Origin of the sequence: Streptomyces sp. NBC_01268 (assembly GCF_036240795.1) — a bacterium.
Classification (GTDB): Bacteria; Actinomycetota; Actinomycetes; order Streptomycetales; family Streptomycetaceae; genus Streptomyces.
Genome location: NZ_CP108454.1, coordinates 4,696,141 through 4,714,687, shown reverse-complemented (window position 1 = coordinate 4,714,687; position 18,547 = coordinate 4,696,141). Strand labels below are relative to the sequence as shown.

23 protein-coding genes are annotated in these 18,547 nt (G+C 71.7%); all 23 read left to right on the top strand.

Annotation, left to right across the window (positions count from 1 at the left end; genetic code table 11):
* Positions 1–56 precede the first annotated feature (56 nt).
* Positions 57–1,256 carry a hypothetical protein gene (locus OG309_RS21080; RefSeq protein WP_329423001.1) on the top strand — a complete coding sequence of 400 codons (1,200 nt, stop codon included), beginning with the start codon at positions 57–59 and terminating at the stop codon, positions 1,254–1,256.
* A 76-nt stretch (positions 1,257–1,332) separates the two neighbouring features.
* Complete coding sequence (locus OG309_RS21075; RefSeq protein ID WP_329423000.1) at positions 1,333–1,749, top strand: hypothetical protein; 417 nt, start codon at positions 1,333–1,335, stop codon at positions 1,747–1,749.
* 250 nt (positions 1,750–1,999) lie between these two features.
* On the top strand, positions 2,000–2,398 hold the full coding sequence (locus tag OG309_RS21070; RefSeq protein WP_329422999.1) for a hypothetical protein: 399 nt from the start codon (positions 2,000–2,002) through the stop codon (positions 2,396–2,398).
* A 77-nt stretch (positions 2,399–2,475) separates the two neighbouring features.
* Entirely contained in the window at positions 2,476–2,685 is a 210-nt protein-coding gene (locus OG309_RS21065; RefSeq protein WP_329422997.1) for an Acb2/Tad1 domain-containing protein, read from the top strand.
* Positions 2,686–2,720: 35 nt separating this feature from the next.
* Positions 2,721–3,233, top strand: a complete 513-nt coding sequence (locus OG309_RS21060; protein WP_329422996.1) for a helix-turn-helix domain-containing protein — start codon at positions 2,721–2,723, stop codon at positions 3,231–3,233.
* A gap of 19 nt (positions 3,234–3,252) precedes the next feature.
* Entirely contained in the window at positions 3,253–4,524 is a 1,272-nt protein-coding gene (locus OG309_RS21055) for a PBSX family phage terminase large subunit (protein ID WP_329422994.1), read from the top strand.
* A gap of 12 nt (positions 4,525–4,536) precedes the next feature.
* On the top strand, positions 4,537–4,758 hold the full coding sequence (locus tag OG309_RS21050) for a hypothetical protein (RefSeq protein WP_329422992.1): 222 nt from the start codon (positions 4,537–4,539) through the stop codon (positions 4,756–4,758).
* The gene (locus OG309_RS21045) at positions 4,745–6,238 is read left to right on the top strand and encodes a phage portal protein (RefSeq protein ID WP_329422990.1); all 1,494 of its coding nucleotides are present in this window, start codon (positions 4,745–4,747) and stop codon (positions 6,236–6,238) included. The genes OG309_RS21050 and OG309_RS21045 overlap by 14 nt, the downstream gene beginning before the upstream one ends.
* 17 nt (positions 6,239–6,255) lie before the next feature.
* Positions 6,256–8,190 carry a phage minor capsid protein gene (locus OG309_RS21040; RefSeq protein WP_329422988.1) on the top strand — a complete coding sequence of 645 codons (1,935 nt, stop codon included), beginning with the start codon at positions 6,256–6,258 and terminating at the stop codon, positions 8,188–8,190.
* 3 nt (positions 8,191–8,193) lie between these two features.
* Positions 8,194–8,358, top strand: a complete 165-nt coding sequence (locus tag OG309_RS21035) for an Rmf/CrpP fold protein (protein ID WP_329422986.1) — start codon at positions 8,194–8,196, stop codon at positions 8,356–8,358.
* Positions 8,359–8,413: 55 nt separating this feature from the next.
* Entirely contained in the window at positions 8,414–9,193 is a 780-nt protein-coding gene (locus OG309_RS21030; RefSeq protein ID WP_329422985.1) for a hypothetical protein, read from the top strand.
* A gap of 39 nt (positions 9,194–9,232) precedes the next feature.
* Entirely contained in the window at positions 9,233–10,090 is an 858-nt protein-coding gene (locus OG309_RS21025; protein WP_329422983.1) for a phage major capsid protein, read from the top strand.
* 19 nt (positions 10,091–10,109) lie between these two features.
* On the top strand, positions 10,110–10,340 hold the full coding sequence (locus OG309_RS21020) for a hypothetical protein (protein ID WP_329422981.1): 231 nt from the start codon (positions 10,110–10,112) through the stop codon (positions 10,338–10,340).
* Positions 10,341–10,343: 3 nt separating this feature from the next.
* A complete protein-coding gene (locus OG309_RS21015) occupies positions 10,344–10,742 on the top strand; it encodes a hypothetical protein (protein ID WP_329422980.1) in 399 nt (132 codons plus the stop codon).
* Entirely contained in the window at positions 10,739–11,059 is a 321-nt protein-coding gene (locus tag OG309_RS21010; protein WP_329422978.1) for a hypothetical protein, read from the top strand. Before OG309_RS21015 ends, OG309_RS21010 begins: the two co-directional genes overlap by 4 nt.
* Positions 11,056–11,406, top strand: a complete 351-nt coding sequence (locus OG309_RS21005) for a hypothetical protein (RefSeq protein ID WP_329422976.1) — start codon at positions 11,056–11,058, stop codon at positions 11,404–11,406. The genes OG309_RS21010 and OG309_RS21005 overlap by 4 nt, the downstream gene beginning before the upstream one ends.
* Positions 11,399–11,815: a minor capsid protein gene (locus OG309_RS21000; protein WP_329422975.1), complete on the top strand. Its 417-nt coding sequence runs from the start codon at positions 11,399–11,401 to the stop codon at positions 11,813–11,815. The genes OG309_RS21005 and OG309_RS21000 overlap by 8 nt, the downstream gene beginning before the upstream one ends.
* A 12-nt stretch (positions 11,816–11,827) precedes the next feature.
* Positions 11,828–12,298 (top strand): phage tail tube protein, encoded by a 471-nt coding sequence (locus tag OG309_RS20995; RefSeq protein WP_329422973.1) that lies wholly within the window; start codon positions 11,828–11,830, stop codon positions 12,296–12,298.
* Positions 12,295–12,744 carry a hypothetical protein gene (locus OG309_RS20990; RefSeq protein ID WP_329422972.1) on the top strand — a complete coding sequence of 150 codons (450 nt, stop codon included), beginning with the start codon at positions 12,295–12,297 and terminating at the stop codon, positions 12,742–12,744. The genes OG309_RS20995 and OG309_RS20990 overlap by 4 nt, the downstream gene beginning before the upstream one ends.
* A gap of 260 nt (positions 12,745–13,004) precedes the next feature.
* Complete coding sequence (locus OG309_RS20985) at positions 13,005–15,422, top strand: phage tail tape measure protein (protein ID WP_329422970.1); 2,418 nt, start codon at positions 13,005–13,007, stop codon at positions 15,420–15,422.
* Positions 15,423–15,424: 2 nt separating this feature from the next.
* Positions 15,425–16,321 carry a phage distal tail protein gene (locus tag OG309_RS20980; protein ID WP_329422969.1) on the top strand — a complete coding sequence of 299 codons (897 nt, stop codon included), beginning with the start codon at positions 15,425–15,427 and terminating at the stop codon, positions 16,319–16,321.
* A gap of 13 nt (positions 16,322–16,334) precedes the next feature.
* Complete coding sequence (locus tag OG309_RS20975; RefSeq protein WP_329422967.1) at positions 16,335–17,411, top strand: hypothetical protein; 1,077 nt, start codon at positions 16,335–16,337, stop codon at positions 17,409–17,411.
* On the top strand, positions 17,408–18,538 hold the full coding sequence (locus OG309_RS20970; RefSeq protein WP_329422966.1) for a hypothetical protein: 1,131 nt from the start codon (positions 17,408–17,410) through the stop codon (positions 18,536–18,538). The genes OG309_RS20975 and OG309_RS20970 overlap by 4 nt, the downstream gene beginning before the upstream one ends.
* Positions 18,539–18,547 lie beyond the last annotated feature (9 nt).

Here is an 18,547-nt window from a genome sequence, read left to right as displayed (position 1 = left end):
GACCCGACCGGCCCGCCCCACCCCGGGGCGGGCCCCTACCCGACAGGACAGCAGCCGTGAAGTTCAACATCACCACCGAGGTCGGTCACGCCGTCCCGGAGTACGACACATACGACGAGCCGACCGCCGTACACCTCATCCGGCAGGCACACGCCCAGGGGTTCACGATCACCGCCGACGCGAACAACTACACGATCACCCTCGCGAACGAGCAGCGCACCATCCGCGTCATCCCCGCTCGTCGGCCGCAGCTCCCCACCGACCGGCAGCGCGACGAGATGCACAGAATGATCGTCCTTGGCCGCGAACTCACATGGGAGCGCAGCGGGCGCAACGTGGGCGTGCTCGCCGACGGGGGACTCAAGATGAGCCACCAGCTTTCCAACGGGCTGCTCGAACGCGGCTACGTGACCGGCACCGGCCACCCCGGAAGCGGGGCCCGCCGCACTCTTGTCGCCTGCCTCGCGTACGCCCGCAGCGCCAAGAACGAGCCCCGGGAAGCCCGAGCCGAGATTCTCCGCCGGGCCATCCTCGACCTCGCCCAGACGGACACCGTGGCGTGGCGCGAGACCGCCGACCCTGCCGACGAACCCGAGCAGCCGGTCGACGCAGCCGTCGACGAGCCGAGCGAGGACGCCACCCCGCAGCCGGACGAGCCCACCGAGGCCGAAGAGCCGACGGAGGCGACCTACACCCGCCGCCACCCGCACCCCGGCGACCCGACCACCCTCCTCGGTCAGCAGGCCGCCGCTGAGGGCGCAGTCACGGCCGCCGGGTGGGCCCCCGCCGACGACTCCGCCCTCACCGAGCAGGAGAGCGCGACCGTCGACGCGCTTCAGCAGGTTGCCGACGAACTGAACCGCCGGACCAAACCGGTAGCTGGCCCGGCAACCAGTCGCCTCATGGCCGACATGATCGCCCTGTTCGGGCAGTACGAGCGGGAGGCCGCCGCCGACCGCGCCCGCCGGGGCGACCCCAACCCGTACGACCTCGACGAGTGGAAGCCGTTCGAGGACATCGCCGACGAGTGGATGAGCACCGAGGACGACGAGGAGGAACGCGCCGCGTTCCTCGACCGCCTCGCCGATCAGTTCACCCTCGACAACCTGCGAGTGCTGCGGGCCGTAGCCGAGGCCGCCGCCGCCGTTACGCCCCGAGTCGTCCGCGCCGAGCGCGTCCGGTACAAGGTGCCGGAGATCGCACGCCGCGCCGGCCTCACCGAGGGCAGGGTCTACCAGATCCTCCGGGACAACTAGCCCGAGAACAGAGCGGGCCCGCACCTGCGACGCAACCGCAGGACGGGCCCTAACCACGACAGGAGCAACCCCCGTCATGACTACCGCCAAGCGTACCCAGCGGCCCACCCCACCGAAGGCCGGCACCCGCCCATCGGTCCGCGTCGACGACCAGCTCGCCGCCGACCTCGCCGTCGTGATGCGCACGGGCGCCAATCTGTCCGACGCCGTCCGACAGTGCGTCCGACTGGTCGCCGACGTGTACCGCACCGCATGGGCCGAGGGCGTCGTGCCCGTCGGCACCGCGCCGGTCTTGCTCGCCTACCAGCTCGAACGAGACCTCGCCCCGGCCCCGCCGCAGCCCAACCCGTCGGACGCCATGACCAGCGGGTATGACGTCCGTCGGACGCCCCCGGCCCCGACCGTCGGACAGCCGCCGGCGCAGGTCCCCGGCACCCGTCCCAGCCCGCGCCGCCCCGGCCCCATCGCCGGCCTGAACGTCCGACAGCCGTAGGACACTCGGGCCCCGACTGTCGGACGTCGGCCGACCGGTCGCGGCCCCGCCCGCGCCCGCGCTGGACGTCGTTACCGTTCCGTGATCTAATCGGGGGCGACCCCGGCGTGCCCGGAATCGGACGCCCCCCCCACGATCACCACCCCGAACGCCCCGCCGCTCCCGTGCGGCGGGGCGTTCCACGTGCAACCCTTCGGACGCCTCACGAGTCACACCCGTGACCCATCCGTACGTCCAGGGGGATCCACCCGTGAACCGCACCGCCGCCGCCGTCCTGTCCGCCGCCGCCCTGCTCACCCTCACCGCGTGCAGCGGCGACGAGACCGCGCCCGAGGCCAAGCCGTCCGCCACCGCGCCGGCGCCCACCACGACCGCCGCAGCCCCGAAGTCCGGACTGCCGCCCGAGCCGACCGGCCAGGTCCGCGCCGACCTTCTCGCCGCGCTCAAGACCGCAGCCCCGGAAACCGTCCGCTACGAGGACAAGGCCGTAGACGCGGCCCGCAACCAGTGCCAGGCCATCAACGGTGGCGCATCCAAGCTGGATTGGACCGCGTCCCAGCGCTTCACCTACAAGGACGTCACGACCACGGAAACCCAGGGCAAGGCCATCAACGAGGCACTCAAGAAGTCCGGTTTCTGCACCACCTGATCCGCGCCCCTGACGGCCCGGCCCCCGCACTGGGGTGCCGGGCCGTCGCCATACCCCGACCAGGAAGGCCGCACGACATGAGCCCCGAGGACATCGAGCACCGGTTCGCGTTCCACGCCGCCACCACCGACGAGAAGCGCGACGCGCACACCAGCGTGCGTCAGCACTGCCGGCGCCTCGCCGACCACATCAACGAGACCTGCCCCGACGGCCGCGAGAAGTCCCTCGCCATCACCGCCATCGAAGAGGCCATGTTCTGGGGCAACGCCGCGCTCGCTCGCGCGTAGCCCTGCCGAGACCGCCCTCGGCGAGGAGGTGAGCCGTGGCCGCCCGACCCATCACCGACAGAGACCGGGAGCAGGTCAAGGCCCTCCACGCCGAGGGCATGTCCCGCAACGACATCGCCCGCCGCATCAAGCGATCCACCTCGACCGTGTCCAAGCTCGCCGCCGAGCAGGGGCTCACGTTCGAGCGCGGCTCCGAGGTCGTCGCCGCCACCGAGGCCCGCCGCATCGACCTCGCCGCCCGTCGCCAGGCCCTCGCCGAGACCCTCCACGAGGACGCTGAGCGGCTCCGGGCGCAGCTCTGGGAGTCGTGCACGATTGGCGAGTTCGCCGGCCGCGAGGGCGATTGGCAGACCGCCGACTTGCCCCGCCCACGGTTCACCGATCAGCGACAGATCATGAGCGCCACCGCCACCGCGATCCAGCAGTCGCTACGCCTACAGCCCGCCGAGGGCGGCGCCGATGCCGGAGAGGTCCGCTCGATGCTCGGCAGTCTCGGAGAGGCCCTCGCAGGGGCTTTCGCGGACGACCCTGGCGAGGACGGCGGATAGCCCGTCGAGGGGGTGAGCAGTGCTCCCCGACGTCCCGCTCCCCCTGTCTCGCAAGCAGCTCCGTTCGATCGGCCGGGCCACCGCGCGCATCAACATCTGGCACGGCTCCGTCCGCTCCGGGAAGACGATCGCCAGCTTGCTCGCGTTCGTCATCGCCGTAGCTGGCGCCGGGCCGTCCGGTCTCATCCTGATCGCCGGGAAGACCATCCAGACCATCGAGCGCAACGTGCTGGAGCCACTCCAGGACCCGCTACTTTTCGGCCCGCTCGCCCGGCACGTCGTGCACACCCGAGGCTCGACTACCGCCACCATCCTTGGCCGCACCGTCCACCTGATCGGCGCCAACGACGCCAAGTCCGAGGGCCGGCTCCGAGGGCTCACGGCGCAGCTCGCGTACGTCGACGAGGCCACGCTCGTCCCCGAAGGTTTCTGGACGCAGCTACTCGCCCGCCTCTCCGCCCCCGGGGCGCGCCTGTTCGCCACCACGAACCCAGACTCGCCGCGCCACTGGCTCAAGCTCGGGTACCTCGACCGCGCCGACGAACTGAACCTCAGAGCTTGGCACTTCAAGCTCGCCGACAACCCGAGTCTCTCCGCCGAGTACGTCGCTTCCCTCGCCGCCGAGTACGTCGGCCTGTGGAAACGCCGCATGATCGACGGCGAATGGGTCGTCGCCGAGGGTGCCGTCTACGGCATGTGGGACGAGTCCCGGCACGTCGTCGACACCCTGCCGGACATGCGCCGGTACTGGGTCGGCATCGACTACGGCACCACCAACGCTTTCTCCGCCATCCTCCTCGGTCTCGGCGTCGACGGCCGCCTGTACGCCTGCTCCGAGTACCGGCACGACTCCCGCGCGACCCGCCGGCAGCTCACCGACGCCCAGTACAGCGACGCCGTCCGTACGTGGCTCGCCACCTACCGACCGCCGGGCGCACCCGACACCGCGCCGAGGGGCGTGGCGCCCGAGTGGACGTTCATCGACCCGTCGGCCGCCAGCTTCCACACGCAGATGTGGGCCGACGGACACAGCAACCCCGCCAAGGCCACCAACGCGGTCGGCGACGGCATCCGGTCCGTGTCCAGCCTGCTCGCCGCCGACCGCCTGCTCGTCCACTCGTCGTGCGCCGGCCTGCTCTCCGAGCTTCCCGGCTACTCGTGGGATCCGAAGGCCACCGAGCGTGGCGAGGACGCCCCCATGAAGGTCGACGACCACTCGGCCGACGCGCTCAGGTACGCCGTGCACAGCACCGCGCACGAGTGGCGCCACCTGCTCACCCTCGCCGCGTAAGGAGGCCGCCCCGTGCCCAGCACGCCCGCCCCGCGATACACCCTCGCCCTCCCGGTCACCGTCACCGTCGCCGGCTGCTCCGCCACGGTCGGCACCCTCACCGTCGACGCCGCCGAGCAGCTCGGCCCCCAACTCGCCGACTTCCTCGACACCCTTGCCGCCGCCTACCGAGAGACCGCGACCCGCCCGCACGACGACGAGCACCAGGAGGTGAGTCCCGATGGCACTTCCTGAGAACGGCGCCCCGTGGCCGCCGCCCGAGTGGGCCCCCGTCTACGCACAGATGCGGGTGGATGACGCGTGGTACTCCGGAGACAAACGCCGACTCGCCGCCGTCTACGAGCACGCTCCGCAGCCCAACGTCCGCCGGAACCAGTGGGGCCGCCGGTCCGTCGACCACACCCCCGAGCGGGACAAGCGCCTGCACGTCCCCCTCGCCGGCGACATCGCCGCCACCTCGGCCGACCTCCTGTTCGCCGACATGCCGGCCATCACCGTCGGCAGCACCGAGACTCAGACCCGCCTCGACGAGCTGCTCGACCTCGGCCGCGTCCAACAGGTCCTCCTGTCCGCCGGCGAGCAGTCCGCCGCCATGTCCGGGGTCTATCTCCGCTCGACATGGGACCGGTCCGTAGCCCCTGATAGGCCCCTGCTCACCGTCGTGCAGCCGGACCGCGCGACCCCCGAGTTCTTCCTCGGCATCCTGCGGGCCGTCACTTTCTGGCGTGAGCTGACCGGCTCGAACCAGTCGACCGTGTGGCGCCACATGGAGCGCCACGCTCCCGGCGAGGTTGAGCACGCGCTCTACGAGGGCACGCCGAACAACGTGGGCCGCCGCGTCCCGCTCACCGAGCACCCGGACACCGCCGCCCTGATCGACTCCCTCGACCTCGCCGGAGCCGGCGCGAACGGCGCCACCGTGAGCACCGGTATCCAGCAGCTCACCGCGTCGTACGTCCCCAACATGCTCCCGAACCGGCTCTACCGGGGATCGCCCCTCGGCAGGTCTGACTACTCGGCCCCGTTGTACGACCAGTTCGCCGCGCTCGATGAGGTCTGGACGTCGTGGATGCGCGACATCCTGCTCGCCCGCGCACGCCTGATCGTCCCCCGTGGCTATCTGCGCGACGACGGCCCCGGCCGAGGAGCGTCGTTCGACCTCGACCGCGAGATCTACGACGAGCTGAACATGCCCCCGAACGAGGGGGGCGGCATCACCCTGTCGCAGTTCGCCATCCGAGTCGACGAGCACCAGCGCACCGCCGAAGCGATCATGCGACAGGCCGCCCAGTCCGCCGGCTACTCCGCCCAGTCGTTCGGGCTGGAGGGAGGCGGGCAGCCGATCACCGCGACCGAGAGCGAGTCCCGGGACCAGCGCAGCATGGTCACCCGCCGGAAGAAGGCCGGGTACTTCCGTTACGGCATCGCCGAGCAGGCACTCGCCCTGCTCGCGCTCGACAACGCGCACTTCGGCCGCCGCAACGACGTCACCACACCGGTGACCGTCGATTTCGGGGACGGGGTCGCCGAGTCGGAGCAGCAGACCGCCACGACGCTCGACCTGCTCAAGCGGGCCGAGTCCGCGTCCACCAAGACGCGGGTGAAGATCCTGCATCCGGACTGGGACGACACCGCCGTCGAGGCCGAGGTCGCCGCGATCCTCGCCGAGACCGGCGCCGCCGCCCCGGACCCGGTCGGCAACTTCCCCATGTGACGCGAGGGGGTGAGCCCGTGCCGATCCACCCGGGCATGGTCGAGCCCCTCGCCGAACGCACCCGCGACCTGTACGCCGCCGCCGAGCTGCGCCTACTGGCCATCATCGCCAGGCAGCTCGGCGACGGCCTCGACGCCCCCGGATGGGCCGAGCGGAAGCTCTCCGCCCTGTCCGCCGTACGGCGCGCCTCTCAGGCCGTCGTCACCGAGCTTGGCCAGGCCGTCAGCCTCGACGTGCACGACGCGATCGCCGAGTCGTACAACACCGGCCACCGCGCCGCCGTCGCCGAACTCGGCGCCCTGTCGGACGACGCCGTGCGCATGGTCGACGACGTCCTACCGCAGGCACAGGCCGTCGACCGCCTCGCCGCCGAAACCGTGGACCGCCTCACCGCGACCCACCGCAGCATCCTGCGGGCCGTCGACGACCAGTACCGCGCCGTCGTCGCCGACGTCACCGCCACGCCGCTCGTCGGCACCGGTACCCGCCGTCAGGCCACACAGGACGCCATGCGCGCTTTCGCCGACAAGGGCATCACCGGGTTCCGCGACGCGGCCGGCCGCCCCTGGCAGCTCACCTCATACGCCGAGATGGCCGTACGGACCAGCGTCGGCAGGGCCGCGACCGAGGCCCACATGCAGACCCTCGCCACGGCCGGGGTCGACCTAGTGATCGTTTCCAGCTCGCCGCGCGAGTGCCCGCTCTGCCGTCCATGGGAGAGGCAGGTACTCACCGTCGGTGGCCCGGCCGGCGCCCGCGACGTCGAGGTCGAGCACGCCACCCGCGACGGCGAGACCGTCACGGTGCACGTCGCCGGATCCCTCGACGAGGCCCGACAGAAGGGGTTGCAGCACCCCAACTGCCGTCACAGCGTGAGCGCGTACCTTCCGGGCCTCACCCGCGTGGACGACGCCGAGCCGGACCCGGCCGGGTACGAGGCCGGGCAGCGACAGCGAGAGATTGAGCGGCACATCAGGAAGTACAAGCGCCGTGCCGCCGCAGCCGTCGACGAGCAGGGCCGCAAGGCCGCCGAGGCCAAGGCCCGTCAGTGGCAGGCCGCCATGAGGCAGCACCTCGCCGACCACCCCGACCTACGCCGCAACCGGACCCGGGAGCAGCTCGGCGCCGGGAACCTTCCCGAGCAGCGCGCCACGGTCACGCCTGACCAGCTCGACCACGCACGGGTGTGGTCCGGCGACGAGCGCACCATGCGCGAGATGACCGACGAGCAGCTCGCCGCCGCCGTCCGGTCGGGCCCCGTGGACGCGCGCGCCCTCGCTCGCGTCGAGGCGGAGGCAGACCGCCGGGACCTCGACGACCTCGCCGAGCGCGCCGACCGCCTGTTCCCCGGCGGACACCTCTCCGGGGACCTCGCCGACATCGGCGACGACGACCTCGCATGGGCCATGCAGCACGCGACCGCCGACGAGCTGCTCAGGATCGCCGCCGAGATGGACCGCCGCGACGGCATCGAGCTACCGCCGCCGGCCGCCACGGGGGACGCCGTCGACAACCTGCTCGCCGACCGCGACGCCCTCGCCGAAACGATGGACCCCGCCCCCGACCCCGCGTTCTGGGACGCACTGAAACAGGCCGCCGCCCGCGTGGTTCGCGGGGACGACGAAGACCGGGACGAGCGGCACCGCATCACCCGCCGCGAGGCCCGCGCCCTCTACGACGAGTACGTATGGCGCCAGTACGCGGACGCCGAGGACGCCTGTAACGGCTACCTCCTGAACAAGAAGGCCAAGGCGGACGGCATCAACCCGGCCGCCCTGTTCAGCGGCCCCGCCCGTATCGCGTACGCGCGAGCGTCGGACGAGCTGAAAGAGTGGTGGGCCGAACACGGCCGCCTCACGCAGGCGGAGTTCATCGAGCAGGTCACCGGGAAGACCCAGCGATGGGCCGCCGGCGCCCGGCACAACGAATCCGACCAGCAGAACAAGAGGTGAGCAGTGGGCGCCCGCGAGGACATCACCCGTGCCGTCCTGGAGGGCGACCGCGCCGCCCGGGAGGGCAACCCGCCGACCGTGTGCCCGTACCCGCGTACGGACATCCTGCGGGCCGCGTGGATACGCGGCTACGCCGCCGCCCGCCCGGTCACCGAGCCGGACGAGTAGCAGCACACCAGCACCACCCGAAGGGGCCCCAGCCAGGCGCAGGGGCCCCTTTCGCATGTCCACACGAGCCCGCCAGGAGCGGGACCCCGAGTCACCCCAGGAGGGCGACACCATGAGCACCCCGACCCCCACCTCGACCACCCCGTCGACCGGCCCGACCGGCGACCCGGGCCAGGGCGGCGACCCCACCACGCAGCCGGGCGGGCAGGACCCGAACACCGCGCCGCAGGGCACCCCGCCGGCCCCCGCGCCCACCCCGGCCCCGGCCGCCCCGACCCCCGGCGAGGACCCGGCCGCCACGATCGCCCGGTTGCAGAACGAACTCAGCCGCGCGCGCCAGGAGGCGGGCAACCAGCGGGTCACCGCCAAGCACCGCGCCGCCGACGAGGCCAAGACCGAACTCATCAAGCAGCTCATGGCCGTCATCGACCCGGAGAGCACCGACAAGCCCGCGACGGCCGAGCAGCTCACGCAGCAGCTCACCGCGCAGCAGGCCCGGACCCGCTCCGCCGAGCTGCGCCTCGCCGTCTACAACCTCGCCCCGGCCGCCGGCGCCGACGCGGCGGCGCTCGCCGACTCCCGGGCGTTCGCCGACGCCACCGCCGACATCGACCCGGCCGACAACGCTGCCGTCACGGCCGCGATCACCGCCGCCGTCACGGCCAACCCGCGACTCGCCGTCCAGCAGCCCCAGGGCCCGCAGCGCGGCGGCGCCGACTTCACCACCGGCCCGACGGCCGTCACGGCCGAGCAGTTCGCCGCCATGGACTACGCCGCGCGGGCCGAGCTGTACGGATCCGACCCCGACACCTACCGGCGCCTCGCCGGCGGGTGACCAACCCCCGGCCCCGACCGGAGAAAGTGAGCACCCCCCATGGCTCAGACCACGTCCGCGAACATGATCGTCCCCGAGGTCTGGGGCGACATGGCGCAGGCCAGTTTCCTCGGCAAGGTCCGCGTCGCCGGATCCGCCGCCGTCCAGGAGGACAACACCCTTGAGGGTGCCCCGGGCGATGAGATCAACTTCCCCAAGTGGGGCGCCCTGTCCGACCTCGACGACCTGACCGAGACGGCCCCGCTCGTCCCGGTCGCCATGTCGACCAGCTCGGCCAAGGCGACCATCAAGGAAGTCGGCAAGGCCGTCGAGATCACCGACAAGTCCCGACTCGTCGGTCTCGGCGACCCCGAGGCCGAGGCCCGCCGGCAGTTCGGCATCCTCGCCGCCCGCAAGATCGACGCCTCGCTGATCACGCAGGCCCAGGCCGACGAGACCACCCTCGGCGGTGGCAACCCGTTCAAGTTCACCACCGCAGCCGGGAAGACCAAGTTCACGTGGCTCGACGCCATGGTGCCCGGCATCGCCCAGTTCGGCGACGAGTGGGAGCCGGACGACTTCGCCGGCCTCTACCTGAACAGCGCCCAGTACGCCGACGCGCTCAGCGACCCGCAGTTCGTCGACGCCGCCAAGCTCGGCAACGGCCCCTCGGCCGCCGTCACCGGATCGATCGGCCGCATCGGTGGCGTCCCGGTGTTCCTCACCAACCGCGTCGCGGCGGGCAAGTTCCTGATCATGAAGCGCGGCGCCCTCGGCCTGCTCTACAAGCGCCGGCCGCTCGTCGAGCAGGACCGCGACATCCTTGCCCGCTCGAACGTGATCACCACCACGATCCACTACGCGGTGAAGCGCCTCGACGACCGGGGCGTCGCGGTCGGCACCCTCGCCACCACCTGATCAGGAAGGGAGCCGCCGCATGATGCTGCGCCGCTACCACGACCGCCCGGACGCCGACGAGCAGCCGGACGAGCCCCCGCCGCCGAGCGGGGACAACGACGGCAACGGGCCGGACGACATCGAGCGTCCGGCCCGTTCCGCGTCCAAGGGCGAATGGATCGGCTACGCGGTCGCCCTCGGCGCCGAGCAGGCCGCCGCCGAGCAGCTCACCAAGGAGCAGCTCATCGAGCAGTACGGCGCCGAGGGGTAGCCGATGACTCGCCGCGTCTACGCCACCCCCGAGCAGCTCACGGAGTGGACCGGCAAGCCCGCACCGCCGGACGCCGAACGGCTGCTCACCCGGGCGTCCGAGGACGTCGACGACGGCCTGTTGACCGCCGTTTACGCCGTCGACGTCGCAGGGATGCCGACCGACCCGGCCGTCGTTCAGGCCCTCGCCGACGCCACCTGTGCGCAGGTGGCCTACCGGGAGGAGACCGGCGACACCGGCACCGGCGCCGCTGGCCGCTGGTCGTCCGTGGCTATCGGCCCCGTGTCGATGTCCGGCCCGCAGCAGGCCGCCGGCGGGACCGGCGCCGGAAACGTCGACCTCGGCCCGCAGGCGTACCGCTACCTCACGCGCGCCGGCCTGCTCCCGGGGGTGATCCAGTGACCCGCGTCCCCCCGTGGCTGCTCCGCCACCGCGTCACGATCGAGCCGTACGTCGGCGACTCCGCGTACGGCCCGCAGTACGGCCCGCCCGTCCCAGACGTGCCCGCCATGGTCGCCGAACAGGTGCGCACCGTGCGGGACCGCGAGGGCCGCGAGGTCATCTCCACCGCGCAGGTCATCACCGCGCCGGACACCCACTGTCCGGCCGAGTCCCGCATCACCCTGCCGTCCGGCCGCCGCACGCGCGCCCTGTCGGCCGCCCATCACACCGCGCCGGGCCTACCGGTGCCGGAGTCACTGGAGGTGATGTGCGAATGAGCCGTGCCCGGATCCGATGGAACGGCGCCGCCATCCTCGCCGCCGAACGCGCCGGCGCCCTGCTCGGGCTCCGTCTCGGCGCCGAACACCTCCTCGGCGAGGCCCGCCGCGTCGTCCCGATCGAGGAGGCGACCCTCGAACGCTCCGGGGTCGCGTCCGTCGACGAGGCCACGCTCACCGCCGGCGTCAGCTTCGACACGCCGTACGCCGTCCGTCAGCACGAGGACATGGACCTGCGGCACGACGCCGGCCGCACCGCGAAGTACCTCGAACGCCCGCTCGTCGAGCAGGCCGGGCCGATCAACGAGATCATCGCCGCCCAGGTGAGGCGGGCCCTCCGTGGCTGACCTCCTCGACGGCATCGCCCGGTACCTCGCCGCCGAGGGGCTGCTCACCTACGACCCCGCCGGCGTCACGGGCGACACGTTCGTCGAGACGATGCCACCCGCCCCGGACCGGGCCGTGTCCCTCGCCCTGTACGACGCGGGCCCGCAGCAGGCCCGCGACGACGACACCGACCAGCGCCTACAGGTCCGCGTCCGAGGCGGCCCCGACCCCCGCGTCTCCCGCGCCCGCGCGCAGGCCATCTACGCCGCGCTCCACGGGCTCACCGGAACCCAGCTCCCCGACGGCACATGGGCCGTCCTGATCGCCGCACGCGGCATCCCCGCGCCCATGGGCGCCGACAGCAACGGCCGTCACGAGCACGTCACCAACTACGACGTCGCCACGGCCGCCCCCACCCCCACCCCGTAAGGAGGTCCGCCCATGGCGGGCAACAGCAGGTCTATCGACGCGCGCGGCTGGATCTTCGAGGTCGAGGACGCCGACGCCAGCACCGAGACGTGGCTCCCGATCGCCGGTCTCACGTCCTGGTCGCTCAGCCCCGGCGAGAACGAGGAGGTCGCCGAAACCACCGCGTTCGAGAGCGACGGCGCGTACGAGGAGGACGTGATGCAGCGTGGCGCGAGCATCACCCTCGAAGGTCAGTACCGCATCAACAAGACCACGAAGGCCCGCGACGTCGGGCAGGCGTACATCGACGAGGACTGGGCGCCGCGTCTCGGCATCGACTCGCACAACCAGATCCGCTACCGGCACGAGACGCAGACCGCGTGGGCGATCTGGGACGCCACGATGACCCCGGGCGAACAGTCCGGCGGAACCAATGAAAAGACGTCGTGGTCCGCGACGTTCCGCCGGTCCGGTCTGCCGACCTCTGCGGTGGTGACCCCGTGACCGACCCCGACATCGACATCGAGCACGCGCCCAAGACGGCCGACTTCGATGCGTTCTTCGCCGAGCAGGCCGAGCAGCAGCCGCGCCAGGCCCTCGCCCTGTTCGGCCAGACGTACACGCTGCCGGAGTCCCTCCCCATACTGTTCACGCTCCAGGCCGAACGGCTCCAGGCGTCCGAGGACCCCAACGACGTCCGCCGGATGCTGACCGCGCTCTACGGCGGAGACGTCCTCGACGAGTGGGCCGAACACGGTCTCACCGACAAGCAGCTCGGAATCCTCCTGATCTGGTCGGCCGCCGCGATCCGCTCCCCGGGCAAGGTCTCGATGGAGCGCGCCGCCGAGCTGTACGCGGAGGAGGCTGCGGGAAAAGCTCCGGGCCCGAACCGGGCGGCCCGGCGGACCAAGAAGAAGCCGAAGGCCGGGAGTTCTGGGAAGCGATCCTGACCAACTGGACGGCCGTCGAGGCTGACCTCGCCCGCGAGTACGGCCTCGCCGCCGAAGGGGTCGCCGCCCTGTCCACGCGCCGCTTCCTGGTCCTGATCGGCGGTCTCTCCCCCGAGTCACGGTTCGCCCGCGCATGGCAGAAGACACCGCGCCGCGTCACCGATCCGGCCGAAATCGCGGCCCTCACCGGCAACCCCGCCGGCTGAACCCAAGCACCCCCGGCACCGCGCCGGATGACCCCCGATGGGAGGTGATCCGGCGTGGCACTGACTGTAGGCGAGCTGCTCGCCACCATCAGCGTCGACGACTCCGAGGCACGCGCCGGAATGCAGCGCACGGAAGCCGCCATGGCCCGCACCGGAGACAGCATCGTGTCCGAGGCCGAGCAGGCCGGAGCCGAAGCAGGAGACGCCCTCGCCGAAGGCATCGAGGGCGGCGCCGACCAGGGAGCCGAGCAGGGAAGCGGCGCCCTCGCCGCGTTCGGGTGGGCCGCCGTCGGCGCGGCCGTCGGGGCCGCGCTCATGGTCGGTATCTCCGAGGCCATGCAGCAAGGGCAGATCGAGGCCAACCTCGGCGCCCAGCTCGGCGCGACCGGACCTGAGGCGAAGAAGTACGGCGACGTCGCTGGCGACCTGTATGCCGGCGCGATCGTCGAGTCGGTCGAGGAAGGCGCCGAGATCATCAAGGGCATCGCCAGGGGCGGCCTGCTCCCGCCCGAGGCGACCGAAGAGCAGATGTCGACGCTGGGCCGCCGCGTCGCCGACACCGCCGCCGTCATGGGCGAGGACGTCTCCAAGGTCACCCGGGCCGTCGGCACGATGATGAAGAACGGTCTTGCCGACTCCGCCGAGGAGGCCCTCGACGTCCTCACGCGCGGCGCACAGAGCGGCGTGGACGTCGCCGAAGACCTGTTGGACACGTTCGCCGAGTACCCGACGGAGTTCCGTCAGCTCGGCCTCGACGCCGAGACCGCTATGGGCCTGCTCTCCCAGGGGCTCCAGGGCGGCGCCCGCGACGCGGACACGGTCGCCGACGCGTTGAAGGAGTTCACCCTCCTCGCCCAGGGCATGGGCGAGTCGACCGCCGAGAGTTTCAAGGCCCTTGGCCTGAACGGCGAGCAGATGCAGAAGGTATTCCAGGAGGGCGGGCCGAAGGCCGGCGCCGCGCTGGACCAGGTCATGGACCGGCTGAGGGCCGTCAAGGACCCGGCGAAGCAGTCCGAGATTGCGATCGGCCTGTTCGGCACCAAGGCCGAGGACATGCAGAAAGCCATCCTCGGCCTCGACCCCTCCAACGCGGTGTCCGCCCTCGGCAAGGTCGAGGGAGCCACCGACGCCGCCGGCAACATGATGCGCGACACCGCAGCGCACAGGTTCGAAGCGTTCAAGCGCGGGCTCATGCAAGGTGTCGTCGACGTGATCGGCGCCTACGTCGTGCCCGCGCTCATGGCCGGAGCCGACGCGGCCGTCGCGATCGGCGGGGCGATCGGCGCCGCCGGCCAGTTCATCGCAGACAACTCCGGCGTCTTCCTGAGCATCGCCACCGTGATCACGGTGGCGATCCTGCCCGCCCTGATTCAGTGGGCGATCCAGCAGGGCATCACGGCCACCGCAGTGGTCACCGGGTGGATCACCACCGGAACCGCGTCCGTGACCTCGGCCGCAACACAGGTGGCGTCGTCATGGGCCACGATCGGCGGTTGGGTCGCCATGGGCGCCCGCGCCATCGCGGCCGGGGCCATCGTCGTCGGTCAGTGGATCCTCATGGGCACGCAGTCGCTCATCCAGGCAGCCCGGATGGCTGGCGCGTGGCTCATCGCCATGGGCCCCATCGGCCTCCTGATCGCCGCCGTGGTCGGTCTCGTCGTACTGATCATCAAGTACTGGGACGACATCGTTGCGGCATCGAAGAAGGCATGGGACTGGATCTGGAACAAGCTGACGGAGTTCGGCCGGGCCATCGTCGACTGGTTCATGAAGTGGACGATCCTCGGGGCGATCATCAAGCACTGGGACGCCATCAAGACCGGCACTCAGCGCGTGTGGAATGCCACCGTGGAATGGGTCAAGGCCCTGCCCGGGAAGATCGCCGACTTCTTCCTGAACTGGACGATCGTCGGCCGGGTGATCAAACACTGGGACCAGCTGAAAGCCGGCGTGATCCAGAAGGGGTCCGACCTCCTCGCGTGGGTTCGCGGCCTACCGAACATGATCACAAACGGGCTCGGCAGTCTCCGCGACCTGCTCGTCGACAAGGGCAAGGACCTCGTCCGAGGTCTCGTCAACGGCGTGAAACAGATGGGTAGTTGGCTCAAGGGTCAGCTCATGTCGTTCGCCAAGAGCATGGTCCCGGGGCCGATCGCGAAGGCCCTCGGCATCGCCTCGCCGAGCCGCGTCATGGCCAAGATCGGCCGTTGGATCCCCCCGGGTCTCGTCCGAGGCATCGACCGCACCAAGGGCATGGTCGCCCGCGCCATGCAGACCCTCGTCCCGAGCCCCGACCTCCCGCAGTTCGGCGGCATGGGCGCGCCCGCCCTCGCAGGCACCGCGCCGTACGGGCTCGCCGGCGGTACCGCGCCGGGCGCCCGCCTCCACATTGAGCACTGGCACGCCGCCGAGAACGGCAGCCCGGACGACAACGCCAGGGCGCTCGAATGGGCGTCGAAGGGACGGGGGTGATCATGGGAGCCACTGACCTCGGGAGCCTGATCACCCGCCCCGGACAGATCCAGTACGGCGACCTCCTGCTCGGCGCCGACACCCCATACCGATGGAAGACGTTGACCGGGTGGGAAGAACTCCCCTCGCTCGATTCCTCCTCGGCTCTCCGCCCGGACGGGCACGGCGCCTACCCGGGGATGCTGCTCGCTCAGACCCGCACCATCGGCCTCGATCTGATGGTGCGGGCCCGCCGCGACGAGATCGGCCGAGCCGTCGCCGCGCTGAACGCCGCCACGGTGCCGCGCCTCGACGAGGTGCCGCTCGTCGTGTGGCTCGACGAGCGCGGGCCCCTGCTCGTCAACGCGCGCGCCATCCGCCGCAACGTCCCCGTCGCCGCCGGCTACACGGTCGGGACGATCCTCGGCGCCGCGATCCAGTGGGAGGCGTCCGACCCCCGCCGGTACGGCGTAGACGAGCACCACGTCGAAACCGGCCTCCCGGCGCCCGAGCCGGGCCTCGAATGGGCCGGGGGGACCGGCCTCGAATGGACCGACGGCCTCCACTGGGGAGCCGGCGGTGTGTCCGGCAACGTCAACGTCCTCGTCGACGGCGACGCCGAGACCTCGCCGACCATCGCGTTTACCGGCCCCGTGACCATGCCACGCCTCACCCAGGAGGACGGCCGGACCCTTGAGTACGACATCACCCTCGAAGCTGGCGATCAGCTTGTCGTCGACACCCACGCCGGGACCGTGACCCTGAACGGGGCCGGATCCCGCCTCTACACCGCGACGACCCGCAGCGTGCCCGAGGCCGCGTTCACCCTCGCCCCCGGCACCACCTCTCTCTCGTACCGCGCCGAGACGTACTCGGCCGCCGCCCGATGCGCCATCGAATGGCGCTCCGCCCACTGGTAGGAAGGACTCCCCCATGCCCGTACGTCCCGCATGGCTGACCAACAGGGGCGACAGCGCCGGCGGACAGACCCGCGCCGACACTCGCCTCGCCCCGCTCGGCACCCTCACTCCGGCCGGCCGCCTCTCGTCCCTCTCCGGGGTGATCCCCGGCTCGACCGGCGGCGCCACCCTCCTCGCCGGCCTCGCCGTCACCCCCACCGGCACCATGACCGCGTCCGTGGCGCCCGGGCGCGCCCTGGTCCAGTCGAGCGAGACGGCCGGCGCCTACCCCGTCAGCCTCGACGCTGCCATGACCCTCACGTTCGGGGACGGCAACGCGGCCAACCCGCGCATCGATCTCGTCGTGCTCCGGATCTACGACGCAGCCGTCGACGGCGGCGCCGACACCAAGGGCGCCATCGAGATCATCCAGGGCGCCCCTGCCGGAACTCCCATCGTGCCCACCGTCCCGCCCGCCTCGATCCCCCTCGCCCACGTCCGCGTACCGGCCGGCGCGAGCGCGGGCACCGGGGGTGTCGACTGGGGCACGATGACGGACCGCCGCACCGGCACCGTCGCCGTCGGCGGAATCCTGGTCGGTGCGCCCACAGCGCAGGGCGCCTACCCAGGCCAGTACCGCGACGGCGGACGCGGCATCGAGCGATGGAACGGTTCATCGTGGCTGCCGACCGAAGAGCGGCACTACTGCTCCGTCACGAAGACCGGCACCTATGCCCTGTCCGCGAACACGTACACGGCGATCCAGTGGTCCCAGGCCACGGCCCGCACGGACACCGTCATGTGGTCGGCCGCTCAGCCGTCTCGACTGGTCGCCCCGGTCGCCGGACAGTACATCTTCTACGCGCAGCAGACATGGCCGAGCGGCGCCACCCTGGCCCGCACCCGGGCACGGGTGAACGGCGACGAGAACAACGCGATCCAGATGAGCTATCAGCCGTCGTCGTCCGGCGGACAGGGCACAGCGGACGGCCTCCCGCTCGTCCTGGCCGCAGGCGACTACGTCGAGATGACCATTTTCAGCGGAGCCGCCCTCACGGGCATTCCGTCCAGCTACAGCCGCGCCTCCCTGATCTGGCAGGGTCCTGCGTGAGCGGCCTCTACCGCGTCGTCCTGTGCGACCTCCGGTCCGATCAGGTGCTCGACGTCCTGCCCGCGCAGGGCGTCAAGTGCGACGACTACATCGGCAAGACCGGCGGCGCCCAGTTCTCCATCCCCGTGGCCGGCCGGGACATGGCGCGCCGTGCACGCGAGGCCGTCATCCCTGCTCGTACGGCCGTCTGGATTGAGCGCGCCGGCGAAGTGTGGTGGGGCGGCATCGTGTGGACCACGGAGATCACTCCGCCGTCCCGGGGCCGGCCGGGGGCCCTCGCCGTTCAGGCCGCGACGTTCGACTCCTACCTCGCTCACCGCCTGCTCTCCGATGGATGGACCGGGACCGGCGTCGACCAACTCGACATCGCCCGCCAGATCGTCGACTGGGTCCAGTCGACCAAGGGCGGCGACATCGGGATCGAGATGGACTGGTCGCAGACATCCGGGGTGCTCCGCGACCGGGCGTACTCCCGATACGACCTGTACGTGGTGCGCGACGTCCTCGACCAGCTCGCCAACGTCGAGAACGGGTTCGAGTGGCGGGTGCAGACGTACCGCGACGCGTCCGGCCGCCGGGTGAAAGCCTTGCAGCTCGGTTACCCGACGATCCGCAGCAGCCGCACCGAATTGGTCCTCTCCTCGCCGGGCCCGATCATCGACTACCGGATGCCCGAGGACGGCACCGTGCGCGCCACGCACTGGCACTCCCGGGGCGCATCCACCAACCGCAACCAGGCAGCGCCGTCCTACCCGCTGATGTCCGCACCGGTGTCCATCAACGGGGCCGTAGACCCGGACGGGTGGCCCCGCCTCGACGGCACCAGCGACTACAGCAGCGTCGAGCGACAGACGACCCTAGACGCGCACGCGCGCGCCGACCTCACCCGCGCGTGGACCACCACACAGGTGCCCACCGTGTCCGTGCGCCTCGAAGGCTCCGGCATCTCCCCGGGCCTGCTCGGCTCGACCGTCCGACTCCGCATCCGCGACGACTGGTTCCCCGACGGCCTCGACACCCGATATCGGCTGATCGGCCTCGCCACCACCCCGAGCGAACGCGGCCGTCCCGAGACCGCCGAACTACTCCTCGAACCGGCCGCCCCAGCGGCGCCCCTCACCGCCTAGGAGCCCCTC